The organism is Fodinicurvata fenggangensis DSM 21160, from assembly GCF_000686045.1.
GTDB classification, from domain to species: domain Bacteria; phylum Pseudomonadota; class Alphaproteobacteria; order Kiloniellales; family DSM-21159; genus Fodinicurvata; species Fodinicurvata fenggangensis.
On sequence record NZ_JMLV01000002.1, the window covers coordinates 291,599 to 318,590 of the forward strand.

Here is a 26,992-nt window from a genome sequence, read left to right on the forward strand (position 1 = left end):
TTTCCTGGTTGATGGCAGACGGTTCACAGACCGCCGCAATACACGACCCAGTGGTCTTCAGCCTTTTCGGCGCCCCCGCCCTGTTGGCTGACCACTCTTGCTGTTCCTGCTCTTGCCGTTCCCCGTGGAACTCCGGCTCTTCTTCTGGGCCTCGGCACGCGCAACCTTGTCCGCGAAACCGTCCTGGCCAGCAGCCCCCCTGGCTGCGCCAGGCGGCAGTTCCAGTTCGCTGGCTTCCAGCTTGCGGATTTCATCGCGCAGGCGGGCCGCCTCCTCGAACTCCAGGTTCGCGGCAGCATCGCGCATGCGTTTTTCCAGGTCCTCCAGATGGGCTTTCAGGTTGTTGCCCACCAGGTGGCGGCTCTCCTCATCACCCGTCTCCACCGTGACATGGTCGCGCTCATAGACGCTTTCCAGGATGTCCGAGATCTGCTTGCGGATGGTTTCCGGCGTGATGCCATGCTCCTCGTTGTAGGCCTTCTGCTTCTCGCGCCGCCGCTCCGTCTCGCCAATGGCGGCGTCCAGCGATTTCGTCATCCTGTCGGCATAGAGCAGGACGCGACCGTCCACGTTGCGCGCCGCACGTCCGATGGTCTGGATCAGCGAGGTGGTGGACCGCAGGTAGCCCTCCTTGTCCGCATCCAGAATGCAGACCAGGGCGCACTCGGGAATGTCCAAACCTTCTCGCAACAGGTTGATACCCACCAGCACGTCGAAGACCCCAAGGCGCAGGTCGCGGATGATCTCGATGCGCTCCAGGGTGTCCACGTCGGAGTGGATGTAGCGCACCTTCAGGCCGGCCTCGTGCAGGTATTCCGTCAGATCTTCGGCCATGCGCTTGGTCAGTGTGGTAACCAGCACGCGATAGCCCTGCTCCGTGGTCGCCCGGCATTCGGCGATCACGTCGTCCACCTGGCTTTCCGTGGGCCGGATCTCGCAACGCGGATCGATCAGGCCGGTGGGCCGGATCAGCTGTTCGACGAAGACGCCACCGGTGCGCTCCATCTCCCACTTGCCCGGCGTGGCCGAGACATAGACCGTGGGCGGGCGCATCAGGTCCCATTCCTCGAACTTCAGCGGCCGGTTGTCGATGCAGGATGGCAGGCGGAAGCCGTATTCCGACAGGGTCGACTTGCGCGCGTAGTCGCCGCGGTACATGCCGCGGATCTGCGGCACCGTCACATGGCTCTCGTCGACGATCAGCAGGGCATCCTCGGGCAGGTATTCGAACAGCGTCGGCGGTGGTTCGCCGGGCTGGCGGCCCGAGAGGTAGCGCGAATAGTTCTCGATGCCGGCGCAGGAGCCGGTTGCCTCCATCATCTCCAGGTCGAAGGCGGTTCGCTGCTGCAGACGCTCGGCTTCCAGCAGCTTGCCGGCGGCGACGAACTCGTCCACACGCAGTTTCATGTCCGCCTTGATCTGCTCGATGGCCTGCAGGATCGTCGGTCGCGGCGTCACGTAGTGGCTGTTGGCGTAGATCTTGACCGACTTCAGGTTTGGCCCCTTCTCGCCGGTCAGCGGATCGATCTCATGAATGGCCTCGATCTCGTCGCCGAACATGGACACCCGCCAGGCACGATCCTCATAGTGGGCTGGGAAGATCTCCAGGCTGTCGCCACGCACACGGAAGGTCCCGCGCACGAAATTCATGTCGTTGCGCTTGTATTGCAGTTCCGTCAGGCCTGCCAGCAACTGTTTCTGGTCGACCCGCTCTCCCGCCTCCAGGGACAGGGTCATGCGTGCGTAGGTCTCGGGCGAGCCGATACCGTATATGCAGGAAACCGAGGCGACGATGATGACATCCCGTCGTTCGAAAAGCGCGCGCGTGGCGGCGTGGCGCATGCGATCGATCTGCTCGTTGATCGAGGATTCCTTCTCGACGTAGGTATCGCTGCGCGGCACATAGGCTTCGGGCTGGTAATAGTCGTAATAGGAGACGAAGTACTCCACCGCATTCTCCGGGAAGAGTGATTTCATCTCGGCATAGAGCTGGGCAGCCAAGGTCTTGTTAGGCGCCAGGACCAGTGTCGGGCGTTGCAGGTTCTGGACGACATGCGCCATGGTGAAGGTCTTGCCGGACCCCGTAACCCCCAGCAGAACCTGATCGCGCTCTCCTTGATGCAATCCCTCGGTCAGGCTGGTGATCGCCTGAGGCTGATCGCCGGCTGGCTGGTACTCGGACTCCAGGACGAAACCGGCCGGGGTTCCGGTCGGCGGCTGAAAAACACTGCTGTCTTCGGGTTTGGTGGGTGTGACTGCTTCAGACATTCTGCCCTATGTAAGAGTCCTGCGGGCCTTGAGCCAGAGGCCAGGCACCTTTCCAGATTAAAATTTCAACTCCGCCTGTCATGGGCAAGTGCATTGTCAGGCATTTCCATCTCTCTGTCAGGGCGTAAGCCTGCAGATTAAAACCATTCCAAAATTCTTCTTGACGGGGATGCGAAAGCCTCTTAGTTAAGTATCGCGTTTTGGAAGCATTCCAAAAAATTTTCCTTCTCTGTTGGAAAGACCCCCTGAACCGCCCATATGGGTAGATACCGCACTGCAGCATTGGCAGTGCAACAAAACACTCGATAGGAGACAGACAGACCATGCTTACAGTTGGCGACAAGCTTCCTTCCTTCAGACTTCAGGCCGTTCCCGAGGGTCAGCCAAAGAACCCCAGCGAGGCCTTTACCGAAATCTCCGACAAGTCCTTTGACGGCAAGTGGCTTGTGCTCTTCGCCTGGCCGAAGGACTTCACCTTCGTCTGCCCGACGGAAATCGCGGCCTTCAGCCAGTTGAACGAGGAATTTGCCGATCGCGACGCGCAGATCCTGGGTCTCTCCACGGACAGCGAGTTCGTGCACCTGGCCTGGAAGCGCGACCATGAAGACCTGCGCGACCTGAAGTTCCCGATGCTCTCCGACCTGAAGCGCGAGCTCAGCCAAGAGCTGGGTATCCTGGACAAGAACGAGGGCGTCGACCTGCGCGCGACCTTCATCGTCGATCCGGACGGCATCATCCGCCATGTCTCCGTGAACGACCTCAGCGTCGGCCGCAATCCGCAGGAAACCCTGCGCATCCTCGATGCCCTGCAGACCGACGAACTCTGCCCCTGCAACTGGCAGCAGGGCGAAGAGGTCCTTCAGGTCGCCTAACTGCTTTCTAAAAGCCGGATCTTGCCGGCCGGCCCCGCGGGGCCGGCCACGCAAGAGACTGAATGGCGACGAAGCACACGTCCTTACAGTCCTATATCCCCCGCAATCGTCAGCAACGAGCCGAGGCTAATGCCATGTCCATCGACACCCTCAAGAGCCAGATTCCCGATTACGCCAAGGATCTGAAACTCAACCTGTCCAACATCCTGAGTTCGACCGCGCTGAACGAGCGCCAGGTCTGGGGCGCCGTGCTGGCCTCCGCACTTGCCAGCGGCAATGCCAAGGTTATCGCCGCTATCGCCGAAGACGCCGCGCAGCACCTCTCGGAAGAGGAAACCAAGGCAGCCAAGTCTGCTGCGGCGATCATGGCGATGAACAACATCTACTACCGTTCCCTGCACCTGCTCTCGAACCCGGAATACGGCAAGATGCCGGCACGCCTGCGCATGAACGTCATCGCCAACCCGGGTGCGGAGAAGCTGGATTTCGAGCTCTGGTCCCTGGCCGTCTCCGCCATAAATGGCTGCGGCATGTGCCTGGAATCCCACGAGCGTGAGGTCCTGAACAAGGGCGCCAGCAAGGAAGCCGTGCAGGATGCCCTGCGGATTGCCGCCGTGGTTCATGCCGTCTCTGCCACTTTGACTGGTGAGGAGTCCCTCCCTGAGGCCAAGCAGGCAGCGGCCTGAGCCCACGAAAACGATAGAAGACTTATGAGTTTCGGAATTTTCTGAATTCCGAATTCAAAACCCCGGTGTGCAGCACTCTCCCCCTGCACGCCGGGGTTTGTGCTTTCTGGCTGGGGAACGGGGCTTGTTCACGGATGGTCTGGCGTTATCATGCCTTGCATGGCGGATACAACAGATCTGATTGTCTTTCCCGATAGTGAAGGCTGGCTGGCCACGTTCGGCACGCGGCAATTCCGCTGCGCCATTGGTCGCGGCGGCGTGGTCCCGGCCGAAGGCAAACGCGAAGGCGATGGTGCAACACCACTTGGCCGCCTGCCCATGCGCCGCCTATTCTATCGCCCGGATCGCGGGGCACCACCGCCCTGCCGTATCGACTGCCGGGGACTGCGGCCCGATGACGGCTGGTGCGACGACCCCGCCCATCCAGACTACAACCGTCTGGTCAAGCTGCCCTTCGAGGCCAGTCACGAGAAACTCTGGCGCGAGGACGAGCTCTACGACCTGATTGTGGTTCTGGGCCATAACGACAGTCCGCCCGAAGCCTATCTGGGCAGTGCCATCTTTCTGCACTGTGCGAAACCGGATTATTCGCCTACATTGGGGTGTGTGGCCCTGCGACGGCCGGACCTGGAAGTCGTGCTGGCCGGTATCACGCCCGAGTCCGTGGTCGAGGTGCGCGAAGCCTGAAGACGAGAAGTGCGCACTTATTCCTGAGGGGGACGCGCACCAAAGATGGCCGTTCCGACACGAACATGCGTGGCCCCCAGCTCCACTGCCGTTTCATAGTCGCCACTCATACCCATGGACAGGCCGGTCAGGCCGTTGCGTTCGGCAATCTGCCGCAGCAAGGCAAAATAAGGAGCCGGCGCTTCCTCCAACGGCGGGATGCACATGACACCCGCGAGCGGCAGCTCGTAGTCGTCGCGGCACAGCCTTATGAAGGCATCGGCCTCCTCGGGCAGCACCCCCGCCTTTTGCGGCTCCTCGCCCACATTGACCTGAACGAAACAGCGCGGCCGCCGCTCCAGCTTGTCCATGGCCTTGCCCAGGGCCTTGGCCAATTTCTCGCGATCCAGGCTCTGGATGACATCGAACAGCGCGACCGCATCCTCGGTCTTGTTGGTCTGCAGCGGACCGACCAGGTGCAATTCAAGCGCTGGCCAGGTTTCCTTCAATTCCGGATACTTGGACTGGGCCTCCTGCACACGATTCTCGCCGAAAATGCGTTGACCCGCGGCCAGGGCCGCTTCCACCTTCTCCTTGTCATGCGTCTTAGAGACGGCAATCAGGGTGACGTCGTCCGGATTTCTGTCGGAACGCTGCGCGGCACGCGCGATGTGCTGGTGGATCTCTTCAAGGTTGGCCGCTATGTCGGGCTCACTTCCCGCCGTCATGGCTATTCTCCCTTCGCGGACAGCCCCATGAGATTGCGCGCAAAGCTTTCGGCCTCGAAGGGGCGCAGGTCCTCGGCCGATTCCCCCACGCCGATGGCATGGACCGGCAGGCCATACTGCTCGGCCAGCGCCACCAGGACGCCTCCACGGGCTGAGCCATCCAGCTTGGTCACCACCAGGCCGGTCACATCCACCAGTTCGCGGAAGGTGCCGACCTGTTGCACGGCATTCTGGCCGGTGGTGGCGTCCAGGACCAGCAGCACTTCGTGCGGTGCCTCGGGATCCTGCTTGGCCAGCACACGCCGGATCTTCTGCAGCTCGGCCATCAGGTTGGACTTGTTGTGCAAACGTCCGGCCGTGTCGATGAACAGCAGATCGGCATTGCTGGCCTTGGCACGCTCCAGCGCCTCGTAGGCGAGGCCCGCCGCATCGGCGCCCTGTTTGCCGGAGACCACTTCGCAGCCACTGCGCTCACCCCAAACCTTGAGCTGCTCGATGGCGGCCGCACGGAAGGTATCCCCTGCTGCCAGAACCACCGAACGGCCCGCCTCGCGGTTCAGCTTGGCCAGCTTGCCGATGGTGGTGGTCTTGCCGCTGCCGTTCACACCCACCACCAGCACCACATGCGGACGATGGTTCGGATCCGGGGTCAGGGGCTGGGCGACAGGGTCCAGGATTCCGGCAATGTCTCCCGCCAGGGCCTCGCGCACCTCCTCGTCGGACACATCCTTGTTGAAGCGCGTCTTCGCCAGACTGGCGGTCAGCTTGCCCGCCGTGGAAACCCCCAGGTCCGAGGAGATCAGCAGGTCCTCCAGCTCCTCCAGGGCCTCGTCGTCCAGCTTGCGCTTGGTGAAAATCCCGGTGATGCCATCCCCCAGCTTGGAGGAGGAGCGGGAAAGCCCCTTTTTCAGCCGTGAAAACCAGCCACCGCCTTCGCTCATGCAGGTACCCCCGTCAGTTCGCCATTTTCTGAATTCAGAATTCTTGCTTTCTGGATCGCACCGATTTCACCGTCCAGACGCACCGGCGCGTAATGTTCGCAGCGTCCGCGCGGGCCCTTTCCATCGCCGGGGTCTTCCTCGATCAGGACCTGGGCCATGGTACCGATCCGGCTCTCCAGGAAAGCCGCCTCGGCCTGCTGGCCGGCCGCGCGCAGGCGGGCCGCACGCTCCTTGCGCTCAGGCTTGGGCACGGCAGGCATGCGGGCTGCCGGCGTGCCCGGCCGTTCGGAATAGGGAAAGACATGAAGCCAGGTGAGTCCGGCCTCCTCCACCAGCCGCAGGGAGTTCTGGAACATCTCCTCGCTCTCGGTCGGAAAGCCGGCAATAATATCGGCGCCGAAGACCGCGTCGGGCCGAAGGTCCCGCACCTTGCGGCAGACGTCCAGCACATCGCCGCGCAGGTGCCGGCGCTTCATGCGCTTCAGGATCATGTCATCGCCCGCCTGGACCGACAGATGAAGGTGCGGCATCAGCCGCGGCTCCTCGGCCAGCAGGCGATAGATATCGTCGTCGATTTCCACCGGGTCCAGTGAGGACAGGCGCAGGCGCGGCAATTCCGGCACCAGGGCCAGCAGGCGGCGCATCATCTGTCCCAGGCTCGGCTGCCCGGGCAGGTCGCTGCCATAGGAAGTGACGTCGACCCCGGTCAGCACCACCTCGCGCACGCCCCCGTCCACCAGCTTGCGCACCTGGGTGACGATCTCGCCCATGGGGACAGAGCGGCTGGGGCCGCGCCCATAGGGAATGATGCAGAAGGTACAGCGGTGGTCGCAGCCCTGCTGAACCTCTATGAAGGCGCGCGTGCGTTCGGCAAAACCCTCGATCAGGTGGCCTGCCGTTTCGCGCGCGCTCATGATGTCGTTGACCAGCAGCCGGGGCACGCCTTCGGCGGCAAAGCTGCGCGGATCCAGCTTCTCCATGTTGCCAAGGGCGCGGTCCACCTCCGGCATGGCTGCATAGCGTTCGGGGTCCACCTGCACGGCACAGCCCGTGACGATGATCATGGCATCAGGCCGTTCCCGGCGCGCGCGGCGCACAGCCTGGCGGAACTGCCGCTCGGCCTCCGTGGTCACGGCACAGGAATTGAAGATCACCACGTCGCTCAGCCCATTGGCCCGCGCATGATCGCGCATCACCTCGGACTCATAGGCATTCAGGCGGCAACCGAAGGTCACCACCTCCGGTTCCTGTTCCGTCTGTGAAGGCGGGTCCAGGGACGGCGTTATGGTGGAAGCTGTCTGCATAAAGCGCCTTATAGGGGGCCAAAGGCCCCGGAGTCCATGCCCCTGCCTGCTCGCAGCGCGGGGGTCAGCCTTGCAACAGGCTGGAGTCGAGTTCGCCGGTAAAGGCCGTTGCCACGGGACCGGTCATCCAGACATGGCCATTGTCTTCGCGCCAGTCCAGGGTCAACCGCCCGCCCGGCTGGTCCACACGTGCCTTGCGTCCGACCAGGCCGCGCCGGGCCGCCGCCACCATGGCTGCGCAACCGCCGCTGCCGCTGGCCAGCGTCAGGCCGGCGCCGCGCTCCCAAATGCGCTGGCGCAGGTGATCCGGGCCGGCCAGCGAAACAATCTGTACATTGGTGCGATTGGGAAACAGGGGATCATGCTCGATCTCGGGCCCCAGCTGCTCCAGGTCGATCGCGTCCACATCCTCGACGAAGAAGACCACGTGCGGGTTGCCCATGGACAGCGCCACGGGATCCACCAGAGCTCCGCAATCGAAATCCAGGTGCAGGGTGTCGGCCTTCTCGGCCAGCGGCACCTCGTCCCACGCCAGGTAGGCCGGCCCCATGTCCACACTGACCTCGCCACCCTCGGCCAGGCATGCCGGCAAACGCCCGCCCAGCGTGCGTATCACGACTTCGCGGCGGCCGGTCTCGGCGAACAGCAGCAGGGCAACGCAGCGCGTGGCATTGCCGCAGGCCTCGGCCTCGCTGCCGTCGGCATTGAGGATGCGCATGAAGAGGTCGGCATCGTCGCTCGTCCGCTCCATGACGATCAGCTGGTCGCAGCCCACGCCGCGGCGGCGGTCGGCGATGCGCGCCGCCTGCCCGGGCGTGAAGAACGTCCCCGTCTGCCGGGCATCCACGATCACGAAATCGTTGCCCAGGCCATGCATCTTGCGGAAGGAAATGCGCGCGCTCATGGCCTTCTTATAGGCTGCCGTCGGAGCCGCGTCCATGACAGCAGGCGGATGAGATTCTCACTCGGAGTGCGACCAGTCCCAATAAAGCTCACGGGCCATCTTGTAGAGTGGCCCCGGCTGCAGCTCGCGGTCTTCGATACGGGTAACCGGCATGACCTTGCCATAGTTGCCGGTACTGAATATCTCGTCGGCTTCCAGGAAATCTCGGTAGGTCAGCTGGACCTCCTCCACTGGCAGGTCGGCTTCCTGGAACAGCTTGATGATGCGCTGGCGGGTGATTCCGTTCAGGAAGGTCCCGTTGGGCACCGGCGTGCGGGCCACGCCGTCCTTGCTGAGCCAGATGTTTGCCGTCGCCAGCTCGGCCACGTTGCCCAGCGCGTCCAGCATCACCGCGTTGCCAAAACCGCGCGCCTTGGCGTCCCGCAAGGCCCGGCCCGCATGAGGGTAGAGACAGCTGGCCTTGGCGTGCGTGGGTGCCGTTTCCGGCGTTGGCCGGCGGAAGGGAGAGAGCGTGATGGCCGAGCCCTTCGGCTCGGGCATTGGCGCCTCGTGAATCGTCAGGCAGAAACGCGTGGTCTCGGGATCGGGATCGACGAAGCCCTCCTCGGCCCAGTAGGCCGGACGGATGTAGAGCTCGTCCTCGGGGTCGAAGTGCTTGAGTCCTTCGCGGCAGAGCTCCAGAAGCTCGTCTGCGCTGTGGAAAGGCGCCAAGCCGATGTTGCGGGCCGACTCAATCACGCGAGCACAGTGCAGGTCCAGGTCAGGGGCAATCCCCTCATAGGCGCGGGCCCCGTCGAACACCATGGAGCCCAGCCAGAAGCTGTGGCTCATGGGCCGCAAAAGCGGTGGGTTTCCCTCGATCCATTCGCCTTCATGGAAATTCCAGACCTTCACGACGCCCCCTCCAGATAATCTTCTCGAATCGCATTTCACGCAGATTACGCGATTGCCCAGGCCGCGGCAAACACCCTCAACAGCTGCCGATGGAGGCGTCCAGGAGTGTCCTCCCATGTCTTGGTTCTGGTCATACGCGTGTGAATCGCTAGTCTCGATCAAAGCGGAACTCAAAGAACAGCAGGGCAAAATGACCAATAGCAGTTTCATCTACCATGTCTGCCACCGGACAGACTGGACAGAGGCCGTGGACCAAGGATCCCACCAGGGTTCGGAGGACGACCGGCGTGACGGCTTCATCCATTTCTCCACCGCTGCGCAACTGCGCGAATCCGTGGCGAAGCACCGCGCCGGCCAGGATGACCTGGTCCTTCTGGAGGTGGCGCCTTCCAGTCTTGGCAAGAACCTGAAGTGGGAAGCTTCGCGCAACGGTGCCCTCTTCCCCCATCTCCATGGTCCGCTGGATCCTGCAGTCGTGCGGCGTAGCTGGCCCCTGCCGCTGGGCCAGAATGGCTCGCACCTGTTCCCCGAGGACCTCTAGAGGCACAGCCAGGCCATGCGCAGCGATCTCTTTCCTCTCGTCCGGCCGCTTCTGCATGCGCTGGACCCTGAACGGGCCCACCGCCTCACCCTGCAGGCGCTGAAGGCTGGCCTGGGGCCAAAACCTGGACAGCGAGACGAGTCCCGCCTGCAGGTGCGGCTCTGGGGCAAGACCTTTGCGTCTCCGCTGGGACTGGCCGCCGGTTTCGACAAGGATGCCGAAGCCGTCGAACCCCTGCTGTCCCTGGGATTCGGGTTTGTCGAGGTCGGCAGCCTGACCCCGCGACCGCAAACGGGAAACCCGCGCCCGCGCCTTTTCCGCCTGTCCGAGGACCAGGCCGTCATCAACCGCATGGGCTTCAACAACGGCGGCATCGAGTCCGCGGCCGAACGTATCCGCCACTGGCGCGAAAGCGACGGCCAGGGCCTTCTGGGCATCAATCTCGGCAAGAACAAGGACAGCCCTGATGCTGCCGCGGACTACGCGCGCGGAGCCGCCCTGCTGGCGCCCTTGGCAGACTACCTGGTCATCAATGTCTCGTCACCGAATACACCGGGACTGCGTGCCCTTCAGGGACGCGGGGAACTGGAGAGACTGATCGCCGCTGTACAGGACGTCCTGCCCCAGCCGGCACCACCGCTGGTGCTCAAGATCGCCCCCGACCTGACGCCGGAAGACCGGGCGGACATCGCCGCCGTGGCCTTGGCGGCACCGTTGCAGGGCCTGATCGTCAGCAACACCACCATCGCCCGGCCGGACAGCCTGAAGAGCCGGCACCGGAGCGAGACAGGTGGGCTGAGCGGCCGTCCTTTGATGGGACCGTCAACGGAACTGCTGGCCGAAATGCATCGCCTGACCGAAGGCCGCATGCCCCTGATCGGCACCGGCGGCATCGCCAGTGGTGAGGATGCCTACCACAAGATTCGCGCCGGCGCCTGCCTCGTCCAGCTCTACACCACCCTGGTCTACCAGGGGCCAGCCCTGATCAAGTCGATCAATCAGGGCCTGATCGATTGCCTGGAGCGCGACGGGTTCAATCAACTGTCTCAGGCAGTCGGGATCGATGCAGCTTGAGGCCCTATAAAATCTCCAGTGCTTTCTCGGGCGGGCGGGCCACCACGGCCTTTTCGCCCTTCAGGACGATGGGACGTTCGATCAGGATGGGATTGTCCACCATGGCCTTGATCAGGGCCGCATCGTCCAGGCCACGGTTGTCCAGGTCCAATTCCTTGTAGGGCGCCTCCTTGCGACGCATCAACTCCCGCGGCGTCAGCTCCAGACGCTCGAGCAGGCCCTTCAGAGTTTCCGCATCCGGCGGGGTTCGCAGATACTCGACAATACGCGGCTCCTCGCCCTGCTCGCGCAGGAGAGCCAGCGCCTGCCTGGATTTGCTGCATCGCGGATTGTGATAGATGGTGACCGCCACCGGACAACTCCCTTCCCTGACCATCCCCCTTCCGGGTCATCCGGAACAGGCGGAGGATACCTGTAAACGTGGTAGCTTTCCGTTAACCTTATTTCAAGAGGAAGCGGCGCACTCTGCCACGATGATTCTGAATGTCGCAGCTTTCCTTTTCTATCTTCTGCTGGCCCTGGGTGTGGGGCTGGCAAGCTACAGCCTGTGGCCGATGCTCGGCCTCGGCAGTGCCATCCTGTTGTCCTGCACGATCCTCCTGGCCGGCGCTCTGGTCCATGAAGCGATCGACCGCCGACGCGGGCAGGCCGAGAGCCGCCGCCAGATCATGCTGCTGAAACAGAGCGCACGTCACAACGAAGAGGAACTGCGCTGGGCCCGGCGCGAGATGCGCAACCTGCTGAGTGCCCTGGAAGACAGCGGGGTCGGCCGCAGCTCCGCCAGCCAGCAGGCGGCCCTGGACGAGGTGATGACCGAGGTGCGCATGCTGCGCTCGCTGGTCGAGGACCTGTCCGGGGAATCAGGTGCGGCGGACGGCCAGGGCATGGTGAGCTCGACGGAATCCGAAGATTCCGCGCCGCTCGATGCGGAAGAGGTTCTGCCCCTCGTGCGCGAAGCGCTGAGCCATGACCGTGTGGACGTGGTCCTGCAGCCCATCGTCAGCCTGCCCCAACGCAAGCGTCGCTTCTATGAATGCTTCACGCGCCTGCGTGACGGCGAAGGCAATGTCCTGCTGCCCGAGGTTTACCTTTCGGTGGCACGGCAGGCAGGCCTCGTGGCCGCCATCGACAACATGCTGCTGTTCCGCTGCATCCAGCTGGTACGCGGCATCCAGCGTCGCCATGCCTCGGTTGACTTCTTCTGCAACCTGTCGGTATCGACCCTGCAGGATGAGGACTTCTTCGCCGATTTCGTGGACTACCTGGGTTCACATCGTGAACTGGCCGCCAACCTGGTCTTCGAGTTCCCGCAGGAAGACCTGGAGCAGCACGGGCCGCGCATCCGCAAGCTCCTGGAACAGCTACATGCCCTGGGCTGCCGCTTCTCACTGGACCGCATCCAGGACCTCTACCTGGACCTGGACGATCTGGCCGCACGTCACATCGCCTACGTGAAGATCGAGGCCGATGTCCTGCAATCCCTGGCCCAGGCGCGCGGCTCCCATGCCGTGGTCGGCCTGATCACCGAACTGGCCGAAAGCGACATCGACCTGATCGTGGAAAAGATCGAGGACGAGAAGCTGCTGAAGGAGCTTCTGGACTACGGAATCGACTTCGGCCAGGGCTACCTGTTCGGAGAGCCGCGCTTCGCCCGGCCGGCCTCCTGAGTCTCCCAGGGCATCTCTGGCTGCCCTTGGTGGTTTCCATCCTGTCGACCTTGTGGCAGAAAACGCCCCATGAAGACAGACTCACAGACCTCCACCCCTGCCCTTGAAGGTTTCGCGCCCCTGGCCGAACGCTATGACGGTTTCATCTGCGACCTCTGGGGCGTTCTCCACGACGGCGTCATCGCCTTCCCCCATGCCCTGGAGTGCCTTGAAGCACTCAAGGCGCGGGGCAAGAAGATCGTCATCCTGTCCAATGCGCCGCGGCGCGCCGCCGAGGTCGAGGGACGCATGAACGAGATGGGCATCCGCCCCGACCTCTATCAGGGTGTCATGTCCTCGGGCGAGGAAACCTGGCGTCACCTGAAAACGCGGCCCGATTCCTTCTACCAGTCGCTTGGCCAGGCCTGCTTCCACCTGGGACCCGATCGCGACCAGGGCATGCGCCAGGACCTGGACTATCGTTTCGTGGAAACCATTCCCGAGGCCGACTTCCTGCTCAATACCGGCGCCCACATGTCCGAGGACACGCTGGACAACTATCGTCACGAACTGGAAGAGGCAGCGCAGCACAAGCTGCCCATGATCTGCGCCAATCCGGACCTCGAGGTGATTCGCGGCGGCAAGCGAGAGATCTGTGCTGGCCTTCTGGCCGAAGCCTACGAGGAACTGGGTGGCAAGGTCCGCTATCACGGAAAACCGCATGTGGAGATCTACGACAGCTGCTTCGCCATGCTCGAGGGCATTGACCGCTCCCGGATCGCCGCCGTAGGCGATTCCCTGCGCACCGACATTGCCGGAGCGCAAGCTGCGGGCGTGGACGGACTTTTCGTGGTCGGCGGCATACATGCCGAAGCCCTGGGCATCGCGGAAGGCCAACTGCCCTCAGCAAGTTCCCTTGACGCACTCTACCGTGACCGAGGCATCACACCGGCGGCTGCCCTTCCCGTTTTCCGCTGGTAGGCGAAACGGCTCGGCCAAGTGTGGCCGACCTGCGGGAAATGGACAGCCGGGTTCGCGGATGGTTATATGCGCGTAGGCAGCGCAGCTACATTGCTGCCCTTGCGCAAAACCACAAGCAGGCAGGAGTCCATGGCCGATTTTTCCAAGCCGTCACGCGAAGACTGGGAAGCCCTGGCCCGCAAGGAACTGAAGGATGGCGATCCCGAAAGCCTGAACTGGCAGACGCCCGAAGGGATCACGGTCAAGCCACTCTATACGGCCGAGGATCTGGAAGCACTCGAGCTTGAGCCCGGCCTGCCGGGTTTCGCGCCCTTCCTGAGGGGCCCCCGCGCCACCATGTACGCCGGCCGTCCCTGGACCCTGCGCCAGTACGCCGGCTTTTCCACGGCGGAAGACTCCAACGCCTTCTACAAGGACAACCTGAAGGCCGGGCAGAAGGGCCTGTCCGTGGCCTTCGACCTGGCGACCCACCGCGGATACGACTCCGATCACCCGCGCGTGCGCGGCGACGTGGGCAAGGCCGGAGTGGCCATCGATTCCGTGGAGGACATGAAGATCCTCTTCGACGGCATTCCCCTGGACGAGATGACGGTCTCCATGACCATGAACGGCGCCGTTCTGCCGGTCATGGCCAATTTTATCGTCGCCGCCGAGGAACAGGGCGTGCCGCCGGAGAAGTTGGGCGGGACCATCCAGAACGACATCCTGAAGGAGTTCATGGTCCGCAACACCTATATCTATCCGCCCGAGCCCTCCATGCGCATCGTGGCCGACATCATCGCCTATACGGCAGAGAAGATGCCGCGCTTCAATTCCGTGTCCATCTCCGGCTACCACATGCAGGAAGCCGGCGCGACGGCGGTGCAGGAACTGGCCTTCACCATTGCTGACGGACTGGAGTACGTGCGCGCCGCCCAGGCCCGCGGTCTGCAGGTGGACTCCTTCGCCCCGCGCCTGTCCTTCTTCTTCGCCATCGGCATGAACTTCTTCATGGAGGTCGCCAAGCTGCGCGCGGCGCGCTACCTCTGGGCGGACTTCATGCGTGACCTCTTCGCGGCCGAAGACCCGCGCTCGCTGATGCTGCGCACCCACTGCCAGACCTCGGGCGTCTCATTGACCGAGCAGGATGCCTACAACAATGTGGTGCGCACCACCATCGAAGCGCTGGCCGCGGCCCTGGGGGGGACACAGTCCCTGCACACGAACGCCCTGGACGAAGCCGTTGGTCTGCCCACTCCCTTCTCGGCGCGTATTGCACGCAACACCCAGCTGATCCTGCAGGAGGAGGCAGGGATCACCAATGTCGTCGACCCCCTGGGCGGCAGCTATTACGTGGAAAGCCTGACCGCCTCGCTTGTCGAGCAGGCGCGTGAGTTGATTGCCGAGGTCGAGGACCTGGGCGGCATGACCCGGGCGGTTGAAAGCGGCATGCCCAAGCAGCGCATCGAGGAAGCCGCGGCCCGCCGGCAGGCGCGCATTGACAGGGGCGAGGAAAGCATTATCGGGGTCAACCGCTACCGCTCCGAGGCGGCCGAGGAGATCGACATCCTGGACATCGACAACAGCCAGGTGCTGAAATCCCAGACAGCGCGCCTGGAAAAGCTGCGTGCCGAGCGCGACGCGGCTGCTTGCGCCAAAGCCCTGGAAGCCCTGAGCGCGGGGGCCGAGGACGGCCAGTCAAACCTGCTGGAACTTTCGATCGAGGCGGCGCGCGCCCGTGCCACCGTTGGGGAGATTTCCGATGCGCTTGAAAAGGTCTTCACGAGGCATCGGGCCGTGACGCGGTCGATTGCCGGTGTCTATGGCTCAGCCTACGAGGGCGACGAGGGCTTCCGCCGCATCCAGAAGGAGGTGGAGGCCTTTTCCGAACAGCACGGGCGTCGGCCACGCATGCTGGTGGTCAAGATGGGGCAGGACGGCCATGATCGCGGCGCCCGCGTCATCGCCACGGCCTTTGCCGACATCGGATTCGATGTGGACGTGGGCCCGCTTTTCCAGACACCCGAGGAGGCCGCACGCCAGGCCATCGAGAACGACGTGCACGTGATCGGCGTTTCCAGCCAGGCGGCAGGGCACAAGACCCTGGTGCCGGGCCTGATGGAAGCCCTGAAGGCCGAGGACGCCGGGGACGTCCTGGTGGTTTGCGGCGGTGTCATTCCGCCCCAGGACTACGACTTCCTGCGCGGCCAGGGGGTCTCGGCCATCTATGGCCCCGGCACCAACATCCCCGAGGCGGCGCACGACATCATGCGCCTGCTTGGGACACAGGCAAGCCATGCCGCAGAATGACGGGCAAACGACAGAAAAACAGGGGGGAATAACCGTGCAGGCGCAGCAGACAAGCGCTTCGTCCGAATCGAAAAGCCAGGCTTCAGGCACGCCTGCCGGCAAGAGCACGGACGCGCAAAAACCAGGCACGGCACGCGAAACGACGCCCGATCCCCTGTCCGAGCGCAGGGCCATGGCACCCGGACTGCTGCTCTTCGGCATTCTTGTCAGCGGTGTCTGGATTGCAGCCGCCCTCTGGTACCTGGACAGCCAACTCGGCTGGGCCGTCCTGGAATCCCTGCTGCCTCACGAACTGGCCCTGATTGCCTCGGGGACGCTCCTGCCTCTGCTCTTCCTCTGGCTGCTGCTGTTCTTCATCGGTGTCAGCCTGCGTCTGCAGGCACAGAATGCCGTTCTCGGCACTCACCTGAAGGAATTGCTGGCCCCAGCCGACGCACAGAACAAACGGGCCCGCGAACTGGCCGATAGCCTGGAAAAACAGAAGAACATGGTGTCCCAGGCCGGAGAAGCCCTGTCGGAGCGGCTGGAAAAGCAACAGTCGGCCCTGGAAAAACGCACACACTCGCTGGAAAGCCTGAGCCAGGCACTGGACAGCTCGTTGGGGCAACGCGCCGAGCAGATATCCTCGGCCACCCAGACCCTCAACTCCGAGCTGGACCGTTCGCGCAGCACCACCGAAGAACAGGTGGAGTCACTGGAACGCGCGGCCGCCCGCGCCCGCTTTGCCGCCAAGGACGTGGCCGAGGCCCTGGGCGAACCCGTCTCGCGTCTGGCCCATGCCGCCGAGGTGGCCGTGGAGGGCAGTGCCCAGGCCAGTTCCGTCATGGGACGCTATGCCGGCGAACTGCAGGAGACCTGTACGCAGATTCGCGAAGCGACCGAACAGGTCCGCAGCGCCCTGGAACAGGACGTCAGCTCGATCCGCAGCAGCACTCGGGAGCTGGCCGAGGAAAGCCGCTCGTTCGGTGAAAACGTCCGCGACCAGGTGGCCCAGTTGGGTGCAGCCTTCGATCACGGTGTCAACCAGGCTGACTACCTCAAGGCCACGCTGGGCAGCCAGCTTGAAGACCTGCAGGCGCTCTCCGGCGAGATTGACAGCCGCACGCGCAACCTGACCGAACAGATCCAGCCGATCGTGGCCGAACTGAACTCGGCCTTCGACGAAACCGCAGCCGAGGCACGCCGTCTGGGCAGCAGCTTCCAGCAGCAGTCGGCCATGCTATCGGACACAGCGGAACAGGCCGCCGGCCGACTGCGCGGTGCCGTGGAATCGGCGCGCAGCGACCTGGAAGCCAGTGGCCAGGCAACGTCACAGAGCTTTGCCGACATGACAGGCCATGTGGTGCGCCGCCTGCAGGAGGCCGGCGACGCCGTGCGTCCGCATGTCCAGTCGTTGATCGCAGCTTCGGACCGCGCCTTCGAACGCGCCGAACAGGCCGGCGGTACCTTCAAGACGCGGGCCGGGGAGCTGCGCGAGGCAACCGACGGTGCCGTGGCTGAGATCGAGCGCAGCAGTGAATCCCTGCGCGGCCTGGCCGAGGAATTGAACCGCAGCTCGCAGGAAGCCCAAGCGGCCGGCAAGGATACGCTGGGCAGCCTGCAGGAGCAGAACGAAGCCCTGAATGCGTCCTCCACCGCGGCACAGCGCTCGGCCGGGAACCTGAGCGGAGCTGTCCGCGAGGAACTGCGCCGCCTGGCGGGCCTGGTCACCGAGCTGGAAAAACTCTCAACAGCCACGCGTGGCCTGATGGCCGACCAGGAGAAGAACCTGCGCGAGGCCAGCCGCGAGGCCGTCAAGACCTCCGAGAGCGTCAAGGGCGAACTGGACAGCCAGACGCAGTCGCTGAACCGGCAGAGCGAGCAGCTCCTCGAGCGCCTGCGCCAGGTGGGCGAAACCCTCAACGAGCGCTCGACCGCCCTGATGGAGACCACCGACAAGGCCCTGGCACGCGCCGGCGAAGTGGGCCGCAGTTTCGACAGCCAGAGCGAAAGCTTCTCCCGTACCGTGCAGCAAACGGCCCGTCAGTTGAAGGAGGTCAGCGATCTTTGCGTGCAGCAGGCCGAGGAGCTTCGCCGGGCCTCGGACGAAGCCGGCCAGACCTCGGTCCGCCTGAAGCAGAGCGACCTGGAAACGCGGCGCGACCTCTTCCTGCGCAGTGCAACGGTCATGCTCCAGGACCTGCAGTCGAACTCCGTCGAATTGGCGAAATTTCTCGAGGAGGACGTGCCCGACGACCTGTGGAAGCGCTGGCGCAAGGGCGAGAAGAACGTTTTCCTGCGCCGCCTGCTCAAGCGCCGCGAGGACGGCTACGCCCAACAGGCCATCACCCAGCGCTACGAGAACGACGAGAACTTCCGCGAGCAGGCCAACCGCTACATGACCCAGTTCGAGACCCTGGTGAACCAGGCCGCAGACTGCGATCCGGAAAACATCCTGACCGCCACCTTCATGACCGCCGACGTCGGCAAAGTCTACCTGCTGCTGGCCCGCTCCACGGGGCGCCCCGGCCTTGCGCAGGAGTAACAAGGGACCCGAGCTCAAGCTGGACACGGGCGCCCAAAGATCGCACTGGAAGACCCTGTACGACCTGCTGCCCGAACTCTGGCCTCCGGATCGGCCGGACCTGAAACGACGCGTCTTTGCCGCCATGATCTTCCTGGTGGCCGCCAAGCTGGCCACGGTGGGTGTGCCGCTGATCTACAAGGCCGCCGTCGACAACCTGACGGCCTTCACCGAGTCCAGCGGGGCGGTCTCGGGCGAACTGCTGCTGCCGGTCTGGCTAATCCTGGCCTATGGCGGCGCCCGCATCATCTCGCTGTCATTCCAGGAGCTGCGCGACGCGCTGTTCGCCCGGGTCGGCCAGCGCGCGGTGCGCCGGGCCGGACTGCGCACTTTCCGCTACCTGCATGCCCTCTCGCTGCGCTTTCACCTGGACCGCCAGACCGGAGGCCTCTCGCGGGTCATCGAACGCGGCACCAAGGCCATCGACACGCTTCTGTCATTGGCGCTCTTTTCCATTGTGCCCACGGTCATCGAACTGACCCTCACCGCCGGTATCCTCTGGTGGCTCTATGGCTTCGAGATCGCCGCGGTCACCTTCGTGACCGTCGTGCTTTATATCCTCTACACCTACCGCATCACGGAATGGCGCCTGAAGCTGCGCCGGCGCATGAACGAAAGCGACCAGCAGGCCAACACGCGGGCCATCGACAGTCTGCTCAACTACGAGACGGTCAAGTACTTCAACAACGAGGAGCGCGAGGCCGCGCGCCTGGACGAGGGACTGCGCGTCTATGAAGGGGCGGCCACCCAGTCGAAGACCAGCCTGTCCCTGCTCAACATCGGCCAGGCCGCCATCATCTCCATCGGCGCCACGAGCCTGATGATCATGGCCGCTTTCCGGGTCTCAGCTGGCACCATGACCATCGGTGACTTCGTGGCGGTCAACACCTACATGATGCAGCTCGCACAACCGCTCAATTTCTTCGGTTTCGTCTATCGTGAGATCAAGCAGTCGCTGGTGGACATGGAGACCATGTTCTCCCTGCTGCGCGTACCGGCCGAGGTCACCGACCGGCCCGATGCGCCGGATCTGAAGGTGGAAGAGGGCCGGGTCACCTTCGAGGAGGTGCACTTCCATTACCAGCCGGAGCGCGAGATCCTGAAAGGCGTGAGTTTCGAGATCCCGCCCGGACGCAAACTGGCGGTCGTGGGGGCCAGTGGAGCAGGCAAATCCACGCTCTCGCGCCTGCTGTTCCGCTTCTACGATGTCACCGGCGGCGACATCCGGATCGACGGACAGGATATCCGCGAGGTCAGCCAGGATTCCCTGCGCGCCGCCATCGGAATCGTTCCCCAGGACACCGTGCTGTTCAACGATACGCTCGGCTACAACATCGCCTACGGTCGCCCGGACTGCAGCCGCGACGATGTCGAACGGGCCGCGGCCGTCGCCCAGCTGGACCGCTTCGTCGCCAGCCTGCCCCAGGGCTATGACACCCAGGTTGGCGAACGCGGCCTGAAGCTCTCTGGCGGCGAGAAGCAGCGCGTGGCCATCGCCCGCATGGTCCTGAAGGAGCCCTCGATCCTGATCTTCGACGAGGCCACCTCAGCGCTCGACAGCCAGACGGAGCAAGAGATCCTGAAAAGCCTGAACGAGGTCAGCCGGGCGCGCACCACACTTGTCATTGCCCACCGCCTGTCCACAATCGTCGATGCCGACGAGATCGTGGTCCTGGACGCCGGGCGTGTGGCGGAACGAGGCAACCATACCGACCTGCTGGCCCGCGACGGACTTTACGCCGCCATGTGGCGACGCCAGCAGGAACAAGCGGAGCAACCGAAGTCCGGGGATTTGCAGCCCTGAAATGAATTCGGAATGCAGAAATAGGCGCCGCTATTCCTTTGCAGCGACCCAGCACCGAGGATAAATTGCCCGATCATGATGTCCACCCAGAGTAATCCCGAAACGAACCAGGACCACACCATCGATGATCCTCAGCTGGTGACCCTGGCCGAACAGCTGCGCGGTGGCAGTCGGCGTGCGCTCGGACGTGCCATCACGCTGGTGGAATCCACACGGCCGGACGACCGGGCGCGGGCTGAAAACCTGCTCCAACTGCTTCTGCCCGAGACCGGCAACTCGGTGCGTATCGGCATTTCCGGTGTTCCGGGTGTGGGCAAGTCGACCTTCATCGAGGCCTTCGGCCTGCACCTGATCGAATCGGGTCATCGAGTCGCCGTGCTGGCCGTGGATCCCTCCTCGCGTCGCACCGGTGGTTCCATCCTGGGCGACAAGACACGCATGGAACTGCTTTCCCGGGCCCCGGAGGCCTTCATCCGGCCTTCGCCCACTGGCCGCTCCCTGGGCGGCGTTGCCCGGCGCACCCGCGAAGCCATGCTGATCTGCGAGGCCGCAGGCTTCGATCACATCCTGGTGGAAACCGTGGGCGTAGGACAATCCGAAACAGCCGTGGCGGAGATGGTCGATCTTTTCCTGTTGCTACTGGTGCCGGGCGGAGGCGACGAGCTGCAGGGCCTGAAGAAGGGCATCGTCGAACTGGCCGACCTCGTGGTGGTGAACAAGGCCGATGGCAATCTGAAGGACGCCGCCCGTCGTGCCGTGGCCGAATACAAGTCTGCGCTGCGCATGTTGCGCCCCCTGACAGAGGATTGGCAGGTGCCGGTCCTTTCCTGCTCCGCCCTGGAGAAAACCGGCTTCGAGGCAGTCCAGCACCGTATCGGGGATTATCTCGGCACGCTTGGCGAAGCCGGGCTGAGCGCCAAACGCAAAGCCCAGGCCCGGGACTGGATGTGGAACGAAATCGACGAGGAACTGCGCCTGGCATTTCGCCGCGACCCACAGGTTGCATCCCTCCTGGAGCAGGTGGAAGCCGACGTGACCCAGGGCCGCCTGCCGCCCGGACGCGCCGCACAGGAACTCCTGAACGCCTTTCTGGGCGCGCAGAGGCAAGAGGATAAAGAATGACCACCATCACCCCGTCCGCGTTTGCCTTCCCCGGCTTCCGCAACGTCCTGCTGCTGTCCATCTGTCAGGCGATCTATCTCTCCTGTGCCATCATCGGCGTGACCATGACCGGATTGGCCGGGGCCGAGATGGCGCCCACACCGGCCCTGTCCACCCTGCCATTTACCCTGCTGACCGTGGGTACGGCCCTGTCCACCATTCCCGCGTCCTTCCTGATGAAGGCCTGGGGACGCCGGCCGGGCTTCGTCCTGGGCAACCTGGCCGGTGTTTTGGGCGGCGGCCTGTCCACCTGGGCCATCCTGCAAGGCAACTTCCTGCTGTTCTGCTTCGCCAATCTCTTCCTGGGCACCTTCCAGGCCACCGCGCTGTATTACCGCTTTGCCGCGGCCGAGGTGGTTTCACATGACGTCCGGGCACGCGCCATTTCCTATGTCATGGCCGGGGGTGTCGTGGCCGCGATACTCGGACCCGTCATCTCGGTCTGGACCCGCGGCCTGCTGGCGCCGGTGGACTATGCCGGCTCCTTCCTGGCCCTGGCAGGACTGGCCCTGCTTGGCAGCGTGATTGCAGCCCTGGTCCAGGTTCCGCCAAAGCAGGAAAGCGAAATCAATGGCAGCGGACGCCCGCTGCTGACCATCCTGCGGCAGCCCCGCGCTTTTGTGGCCATTGCCAACGGCGTGGCCGCCTATTCCGTCATGGTGTTCGTCATGACGGCCACACCGCTGGCCGCCGTGCATCACGACCATGGTGTCGATGCCGCCAGCTGGATCATCCAGGCGCATGTCTTCGGGATGTTTGCGCCGGCGCTCATCACGGGCTCGCTGATTGCGCGCTACGGCCTGTTCTCAATCCTGCTCTCGGGCTGCCTGATGCTGCTGGCCAGTGCGGCGGTGGCCATAGCGGGGGTCTCGCTGGCCCACTTCTGGATTTCCCTGCTGCTGCTGGGCGTCGGCTGGAATTTCATGTTCATCGGCGGCACCACCCTGCTGACCGAGGCGCATCGCCCCGAGGAAAAGGCCAAGACCCAGGCGCTCAACGAATTCATGACCTTTGCCATCGTGGCCGTGGCCTCGGGTTCGTCCGGCGCCGCCTTCTATGCAGCCGGCTGGACCGTCATAAACATGGCCGTTCTGCCCTTCCTGGCACTGACCGGCCTGCTGACACTGGTCTATCGTTCTCATATGCCCGCTACAGAGGAGAAACCGGCCTGAAGGACGTACATTCAACGCCGGAAGCGTTGATGCCACTGGAGGACTGGATTAGAGTTTTGCCCGAACCCGCTTTCGGGCGGGGATTTCATTTCCTTTCGTTCTTTTAACTGCAGGACACCCCTGAACCATGTCTTTCCTGGCCTCCCGCCTGTCGCGCATCCAGCCCTCTCCCACCATTGCCGTCACACAGAAGGCGCGCGAGTTGAAAGCGGCGGGCCGCGACGTGATCGGGCTGGGTGCCGGGGAACCCGATTTCGATACACCGGACAACATCAAGCAGGCCGCGATCCGCGCCATAGAAGCCGGCGATACCAAGTACACTGCCGTCGACGGCACCCCGGCCCTGAAGCAGGCCATTGCCGCCAAATTCAAGGCCGACAACGGCCTGGATTACGAAAGCGACCAGATCACGGTGGGCACCGGCGGCAAGCAGATTCTCTACAACGCCCTGATGGCAACCCTGGATCCGGGCGACGAAGTGATCATTCCCGCCCCCTACTGGGTCAGCTATCCCGACATGGTCCTGCTGGCCGAGGGCGAGCCCGTGATCGTTTCCTGCCCACAGAACAACGGCTTCAAGCTGATGGCCGAAGACCTGGAGAAGGCGATCACACCCAGGACCAAGTGGATCATCCTCAATAGTCCCTCCAATCCCACGGGTGCCGGCTATAGCCACGCGGACATGAAGGCACTGACCGATGTACTGGTCCGTCACCCCCACGTCCATGTCATGACCGACGACATGTACGAGAAACTGGTCTACGACGACTTCGAATTCTGCACGCCGGCCCAGGTGGAGCCCGAACTCTACGACCGCACCCTGACAGTCAACGGCGTCTCCAAGGCCTATTGCATGACCGGCTGGCGCATCGGTTTTGCCGGTGGACCGAAGGAACTGATCAAGGCCATGGCCAAGGTCCAGTCCCAATCCACCTCCAACCCCTCATCGGTTAGCCAGGCCGCCGCGGTCGAGGCGCTGTCGGGTCCGCAGGACTTCATCGACGAGAACAACAAGGTCTTCAGGCAGCGCCGTGATCTGGTGGTCGAGGTCCTCAACCGGTGCGAAGGCCTCTCCTGTCCGCGACCGGAGGGCGCCTTCTATGTCTATCCCTCCTGTGCCGGCCTCATCGGCAAGAAAACCCCCGACGGCAAGACGCTGGAGAATGATGAGGATTTCGTGACCTACCTGCTGGAAAGCGAGGGCGTAGCGGTCGTGCAGGGTGCCGCGTTCGGCCTTTCGCCGCATTTCCGCATTTCCTACGCCACCTCGACGGAGGCTCTGGAAGATGCCTGCCAGCGGATCCAGCGCGCCTGCGCCGCGCTCAGCTGAGGACCTGAACGGGGCGGACGGGAGACGCGGAGTGCCGCGGCCGTGAAGGGCCTGGCCCTGCGGCTCCGAATCCGGGCAGCCTGGCGCGCCCTGCGCAACCGTAGTGTCGCCCTGAAACTTTCGGTCCGGCTGATCGTGGCTGGTCTGCTGGGGATGCTGGTGGCCAGGCTTGCCGACCTGCCCCAGGACTACTGGATCGTGATTGCAGCCCTGCTGGTGGTGCAGGGCAGCGTCGGAGCGACCCTCGTCACGGGCCGCGATCGCATGATCGGGACGCTCTTCGGCGCCCTGGCCGGCGGACTGGTCGCCCTGCTGCTGCAGCCGGAAACCATGGAGGAGCGCAGCCTGGCGGTGATCATCACCCTGGGTCCGCTGGCGGTTCTGGCCGCCTTTCGCCCGCCCATGCGCATTGCTCCGGTCACGGCGGCCATCGTTCTTCTGGCCGACCCCAGTCATACCCATATCGTGGAATCGGCAGCGTACCGGGTCCTGGAAATCTTCATCGGCACCCTCATCGGTTTTGCCGTCTCGCTCTTCGTCCTGCCTGCCCGGGCGCACAAGCAACTGGTCGGCCAAGCGGCCCAGAGCCTGCGGCTGATGGAGGACCTGCTGCGCCATTACGAGAACTCCTTCGGACAGAAGCCTCCGGACGACCGGCTCGACTCCCTTCACGAACGCCTGCGCACCCTGCTGGCGGAAGTCGAGACCACAGTGGGCGAGGTGCGCCGGGAACGCGCCAACCGCATGGCCGAAGCGCCGGATCCCGAACCGCTGGCCCGCAACCTCAGGCGCCTGCGCAGCGACGTGGTTTTCATCGGGCGGACCCTGGCACAGCCCATGCCCCGTCCCGTCGCCACACGCCTCTCGCCGGTATTCGAGGAAGTGGCCGAAACAATTCGCAGTCATCTGCGCCAAGCCGCGCGTGCCTATGAAACGGCCGCGCCTCCTCCGTCGCTGGCGGATGTGGAGGCCGCCCTGGCGCATTTCTCTGATGCGCTGGAACAGATACGCTACCAACACCTGACCCAGCCGCTCCCAACCACGGAGGTGGGACAGATCTACGCCCTGCCCTTTACCCTGGACAACTTCCAGGAAAACCTGCGCGATCTGGATGCCCGCATCGCCGAGCGGCAGTCCGACCCGCGCCGCAGCCTCGACAAGGAGCGCAAGGGCGATCCGCAGACCGGTCAACAGCCGCAGTGACGAAAGGACCCTTCCTGCCGTGTTGCCTTTGTTTTGCCCCCGTCCAGTGGTAGTTTGACCGTAATATGCAATTCACCTGAATGGATGGAGTGACCTGCGTGTCAAGATCTCAGCCCGCACCTGGCTGGCTACAGCCGGTAACGGACTACGTGCCGCTTACCCTCTTCCTGATCGCCTACCTGACCACGGATATCCTGACGGCAACGGCCGTCTTGATCGGGGCAACCCTGCTGGCCCTGATCCTCTCCTATTCCGTGGCACGCAAGGTCCCGGTCCTGGCACTGCTGGCCGCCGGCGTGGTGGCTGTTTTCGGCGGGTTGACCCTGTTCTTCGAGGACGATCTCTTCATCAAGATCAAGCCCACAATCGTGCAGGTCCTCTTCGCGGCGGCCCTCTATGGCTCCTATCTGTTCGGGCGACCTGTCCTGAAACTGGTGCTGGGCACCGCCTTCCCCCTGAAGGAAGAGGCCTGGCGCCCATTGACCATCCGCTTCTCGGTGTTCTTCCTGGTCATGGCAGCCGCCAATGAGGTGATCTGGCGCACACAATCCACCGATTTCTGGGTGGCCTTCGATACGATCGGACAGATCGTCATCACCTTCGTCTTCATGATGACGCAGGTCCCCTTCCTGATGCGTCACCAATTGGAAGAGAGCAAGGGCGCCGAAACCCAGGACTCCTGAAGAGCAGGCGCCGGTTCAAACCACATTCAGTTCGCGGATCGGCCGGTTTTCCAATAGGCGGTTGTAGGAAAAGGCCGAGAGATCCAGGCTGCGCCAGGCACCGTGGATGACGTGTTCGCTCAGCCCCCGGCCGACGGCCGGGCTCTGCTGCAGGCCATGGCCACTGAATCCGTTCGCAAACAGAAAGTTGGAAACCTCGGGATGGGGGCCCAGAATGGCATTGTGGTCGAAGCTGTTGACGTCATAGTGCCCGGCCCAGGCGCCGGTAGGACGGATGGCCTCGAAGGCCGGCACGCGTTCGGCCAAAAGGGGCCAGAGGCGCTCCTCGAATAGCTCGTGGTTGACCTCCAGGTCATCGCAATCCGGGTCCTCCTCGCCTTCACCCGGGGAAATTCCGGTGATGAAACCACCGCTTTCCGGCCGGAAATAGAGCCCGCTGGGGTTAATGACGAGCGGACAATCCGGCAAGGCTTCACGACAGTCGAAGACAAAGACCTGCCGTTTGCGCGGATGAACGGGCAGCTTCTCGATCCCGGCCATGGCGGCGATATCGGCGGCACGGATTCCGGCCGCATTTACCAGCCAGCCGCAGGTCAGACTGGCGCCGCTCGCCAGCTTGACCTGGGATACGCGCCCTTGATCGACGGACAGGCCGGATACCTCGTCTTCCAGGTAGGTCGCGCCCAGTTGCCGTGCCTTGCGGCGGAAGGCCTGCAGCAGGCCATAGGGATCGAACCAGCCCTCGGAAGACAGCCCAAGCGACCCGCCAGCCAGATCATCCACGCGCATCCAGGGATAACGCGCCTGCAGATCCTCGACTGACAGAAGCGCCGTATCCGCCCCTTCAGCTTTCTGAATCGCATGATTGCTCTCAAGGACCGGACGTCCCTCTTCCGTGGCCAGGAACAGATAGCCCTTTTCCTGGAAACCGACGTCAGGAACCGTGCCATCAACAGCCAGGTAATCCCCGATGTTGCGCAGGAAGTCCGCCCCATACTGTGAAATGCGCACGTTCACCGCTGTGGAGAACTGCTGACGGATCGAACCCGCCGAGCGCGCCGTCGCGCCCGTCTGATAGGTCGGGTCTCGCTCGACCACCGCCACGCGCCCCTGGAAATCCGGATCGGCCAGCAGAAAATAGGCAACCGCACTGCCGATTACCCCACCGCCGGCAATTACCACATCGTAGCTGTCAGTCGAGTTCCGACCGCTTTCGCCTGACTGACCTGTCACCTTCAACCTCCCTGGCCGTGTCGGCCGGCGGCCGACGGTTGTTTATGAG

Annotated in this window: 23 protein-coding genes; 15 read left to right on the forward strand and 8 right to left on the reverse strand. The window is 63.8% G+C overall.

All coding sequences use genetic code 11. The features are described from left to right. Window positions 1-57 precede the first annotated feature (57 nt). A complete protein-coding gene (gene uvrB / locus BP38_RS19015) occupies window positions 58-2,268 on the reverse strand; it encodes an excinuclease ABC subunit UvrB (protein ID WP_051608970.1) in 2,211 nt (736 codons plus the stop codon). Window positions 2,269-2,591: 323 nt separating this feature from the next. Here uvrB and BP38_RS0104570 point away from each other — a divergent pair, with 323 nt between their 5' ends. The 3 genes from BP38_RS0104570 (at window position 2,592) to BP38_RS0104580 (ending at window position 4,513) form a co-directional block, all read left to right on the forward strand. After that, entirely contained in the window at window positions 2,592-3,140 is a 549-nt protein-coding gene (locus BP38_RS0104570) for a peroxiredoxin (RefSeq protein ID WP_026986766.1), read from the forward strand. A gap of 62 nt (window positions 3,141-3,202) precedes the next feature. Then, window positions 3,203-3,826, forward strand: a complete 624-nt coding sequence (gene ahpD / locus BP38_RS0104575; RefSeq protein WP_437123990.1) for an alkylhydroperoxidase, AhpD family — start codon at window positions 3,203-3,205, stop codon at window positions 3,824-3,826. A 159-nt stretch (window positions 3,827-3,985) separates the two neighbouring features. Continuing rightward, a complete protein-coding gene (locus tag BP38_RS0104580; protein ID WP_035723597.1) occupies window positions 3,986-4,513 on the forward strand; it encodes a L,D-transpeptidase family protein in 528 nt (175 codons plus the stop codon). 17 nt (window positions 4,514-4,530) lie between these two features. On the opposite strand, the gene BP38_RS0104585 is transcribed toward BP38_RS0104580, so the two are convergent. The 5 genes from BP38_RS0104585 to BP38_RS0104605 all read right to left on the reverse strand — a co-directional run bounded on the left by BP38_RS0104585 (window position 4,531) and on the right by BP38_RS0104605 (window position 9,263). Next, window positions 4,531-5,220 (reverse strand): YggS family pyridoxal phosphate-dependent enzyme, encoded by a 690-nt coding sequence (locus BP38_RS0104585; protein ID WP_026986769.1) that lies wholly within the window; start codon window positions 5,218-5,220, stop codon window positions 4,531-4,533. 2 nt (window positions 5,221-5,222) lie between these two features. Beyond that, complete coding sequence (ftsY, locus tag BP38_RS0104590) at window positions 5,223-6,161, reverse strand: signal recognition particle-docking protein FtsY (protein WP_026986770.1); 939 nt, start codon at window positions 6,159-6,161, stop codon at window positions 5,223-5,225. Then, window positions 6,158-7,465 (reverse strand): tRNA (N(6)-L-threonylcarbamoyladenosine(37)-C(2))-methylthiotransferase MtaB, encoded by a 1,308-nt coding sequence (mtaB, locus tag BP38_RS0104595; RefSeq protein ID WP_051608972.1) that lies wholly within the window; start codon window positions 7,463-7,465, stop codon window positions 6,158-6,160. The genes ftsY and mtaB overlap by 4 nt, the downstream gene beginning before the upstream one ends. A 64-nt stretch (window positions 7,466-7,529) precedes the next feature. Next, entirely contained in the window at window positions 7,530-8,369 is an 840-nt protein-coding gene (dapF, locus tag BP38_RS0104600; protein WP_026986772.1) for a diaminopimelate epimerase, read from the reverse strand. Window positions 8,370-8,426: 57 nt separating this feature from the next. After that, window positions 8,427-9,263, reverse strand: coding sequence for a branched-chain amino acid aminotransferase (locus BP38_RS0104605; protein ID WP_026986773.1), 837 nt, complete (start codon window positions 9,261-9,263; stop codon window positions 8,427-8,429). A 190-nt stretch (window positions 9,264-9,453) separates the two neighbouring features. Between BP38_RS0104605 and BP38_RS0104610 the strand changes: the two genes are divergently transcribed. Together BP38_RS0104610 and BP38_RS0104615 are read left to right on the forward strand one after the other, a co-directional pair. Beyond that, window positions 9,454-9,804 (forward strand): DUF952 domain-containing protein, encoded by a 351-nt coding sequence (locus BP38_RS0104610; protein ID WP_026986774.1) that lies wholly within the window; start codon window positions 9,454-9,456, stop codon window positions 9,802-9,804. A 15-nt stretch (window positions 9,805-9,819) separates the two neighbouring features. After that, a complete protein-coding gene (locus tag BP38_RS0104615) occupies window positions 9,820-10,878 on the forward strand; it encodes a quinone-dependent dihydroorotate dehydrogenase (protein WP_026986775.1) in 1,059 nt (352 codons plus the stop codon). Between the two features lie 4 nt (window positions 10,879-10,882). On the opposite strand, the gene arsC is transcribed toward BP38_RS0104615, so the two are convergent. Next, entirely contained in the window at window positions 10,883-11,230 is a 348-nt protein-coding gene (arsC, locus tag BP38_RS0104620) for an arsenate reductase (glutaredoxin) (RefSeq protein WP_026986776.1), read from the reverse strand. Window positions 11,231-11,351: 121 nt separating this feature from the next. Here arsC and BP38_RS19025 point away from each other — a divergent pair, with 121 nt between their 5' ends. The 10 genes from BP38_RS19025 (at window position 11,352) to BP38_RS0104670 (ending at window position 25,710) form a co-directional block, all read left to right on the forward strand. Beyond that, window positions 11,352-12,545: an EAL domain-containing protein gene (locus BP38_RS19025; RefSeq protein ID WP_051608973.1), complete on the forward strand. Its 1,194-nt coding sequence runs from the start codon at window positions 11,352-11,354 to the stop codon at window positions 12,543-12,545. 69 nt (window positions 12,546-12,614) lie between these two features. Next, window positions 12,615-13,505, forward strand: a complete 891-nt coding sequence (locus BP38_RS0104630; protein WP_026986777.1) for a TIGR01459 family HAD-type hydrolase — start codon at window positions 12,615-12,617, stop codon at window positions 13,503-13,505. Between the two features lie 129 nt (window positions 13,506-13,634). After that, window positions 13,635-15,794 (forward strand): methylmalonyl-CoA mutase, encoded by a 2,160-nt coding sequence (scpA, locus tag BP38_RS0104635; RefSeq protein WP_026986778.1) that lies wholly within the window; start codon window positions 13,635-13,637, stop codon window positions 15,792-15,794. Continuing rightward, window positions 15,781-18,318 carry a coiled-coil domain-containing protein gene (locus tag BP38_RS0104640; protein WP_026986779.1) on the forward strand — a complete coding sequence of 846 codons (2,538 nt, stop codon included), beginning with the start codon at window positions 15,781-15,783 and terminating at the stop codon, window positions 18,316-18,318. Before scpA ends, BP38_RS0104640 begins: the two co-directional genes overlap by 14 nt. Then, window positions 18,305-20,161: an ABCB family ABC transporter ATP-binding protein/permease gene (locus tag BP38_RS19030; protein WP_245602320.1), complete on the forward strand. Its 1,857-nt coding sequence runs from the start codon at window positions 18,305-18,307 to the stop codon at window positions 20,159-20,161. Before BP38_RS0104640 ends, BP38_RS19030 begins: the two co-directional genes overlap by 14 nt. 78 nt (window positions 20,162-20,239) lie before the next feature. After that, window positions 20,240-21,283 (forward strand): methylmalonyl Co-A mutase-associated GTPase MeaB, encoded by a 1,044-nt coding sequence (meaB, locus tag BP38_RS0104650; RefSeq protein WP_081816483.1) that lies wholly within the window; start codon window positions 20,240-20,242, stop codon window positions 21,281-21,283. Continuing rightward, window positions 21,280-22,494: an MFS transporter gene (locus tag BP38_RS0104655; RefSeq protein WP_051608974.1), complete on the forward strand. Its 1,215-nt coding sequence runs from the start codon at window positions 21,280-21,282 to the stop codon at window positions 22,492-22,494. The genes meaB and BP38_RS0104655 overlap by 4 nt, the downstream gene beginning before the upstream one ends. Window positions 22,495-22,621: 127 nt before the next feature. Beyond that, window positions 22,622-23,824, forward strand: a complete 1,203-nt coding sequence (locus BP38_RS0104660; protein WP_026986782.1) for an aspartate transaminase — start codon at window positions 22,622-22,624, stop codon at window positions 23,822-23,824. A 42-nt stretch (window positions 23,825-23,866) separates the two neighbouring features. Further along, a complete protein-coding gene (locus BP38_RS0104665) occupies window positions 23,867-25,027 on the forward strand; it encodes an FUSC family protein (RefSeq protein WP_026986783.1) in 1,161 nt (386 codons plus the stop codon). A 98-nt stretch (window positions 25,028-25,125) separates the two neighbouring features. Continuing rightward, window positions 25,126-25,710 (forward strand): septation protein A, encoded by a 585-nt coding sequence (locus BP38_RS0104670; protein ID WP_026986784.1) that lies wholly within the window; start codon window positions 25,126-25,128, stop codon window positions 25,708-25,710. A 15-nt stretch (window positions 25,711-25,725) separates the two neighbouring features. Here the strand turns inward: BP38_RS0104670 and BP38_RS0104675 are convergent, their stop codons facing one another. Further along, on the reverse strand, window positions 25,726-26,943 hold the full coding sequence (locus tag BP38_RS0104675) for an NAD(P)/FAD-dependent oxidoreductase (protein ID WP_051609032.1): 1,218 nt from the start codon (window positions 26,941-26,943) through the stop codon (window positions 25,726-25,728). Window positions 26,944-26,992 lie beyond the last annotated feature (49 nt).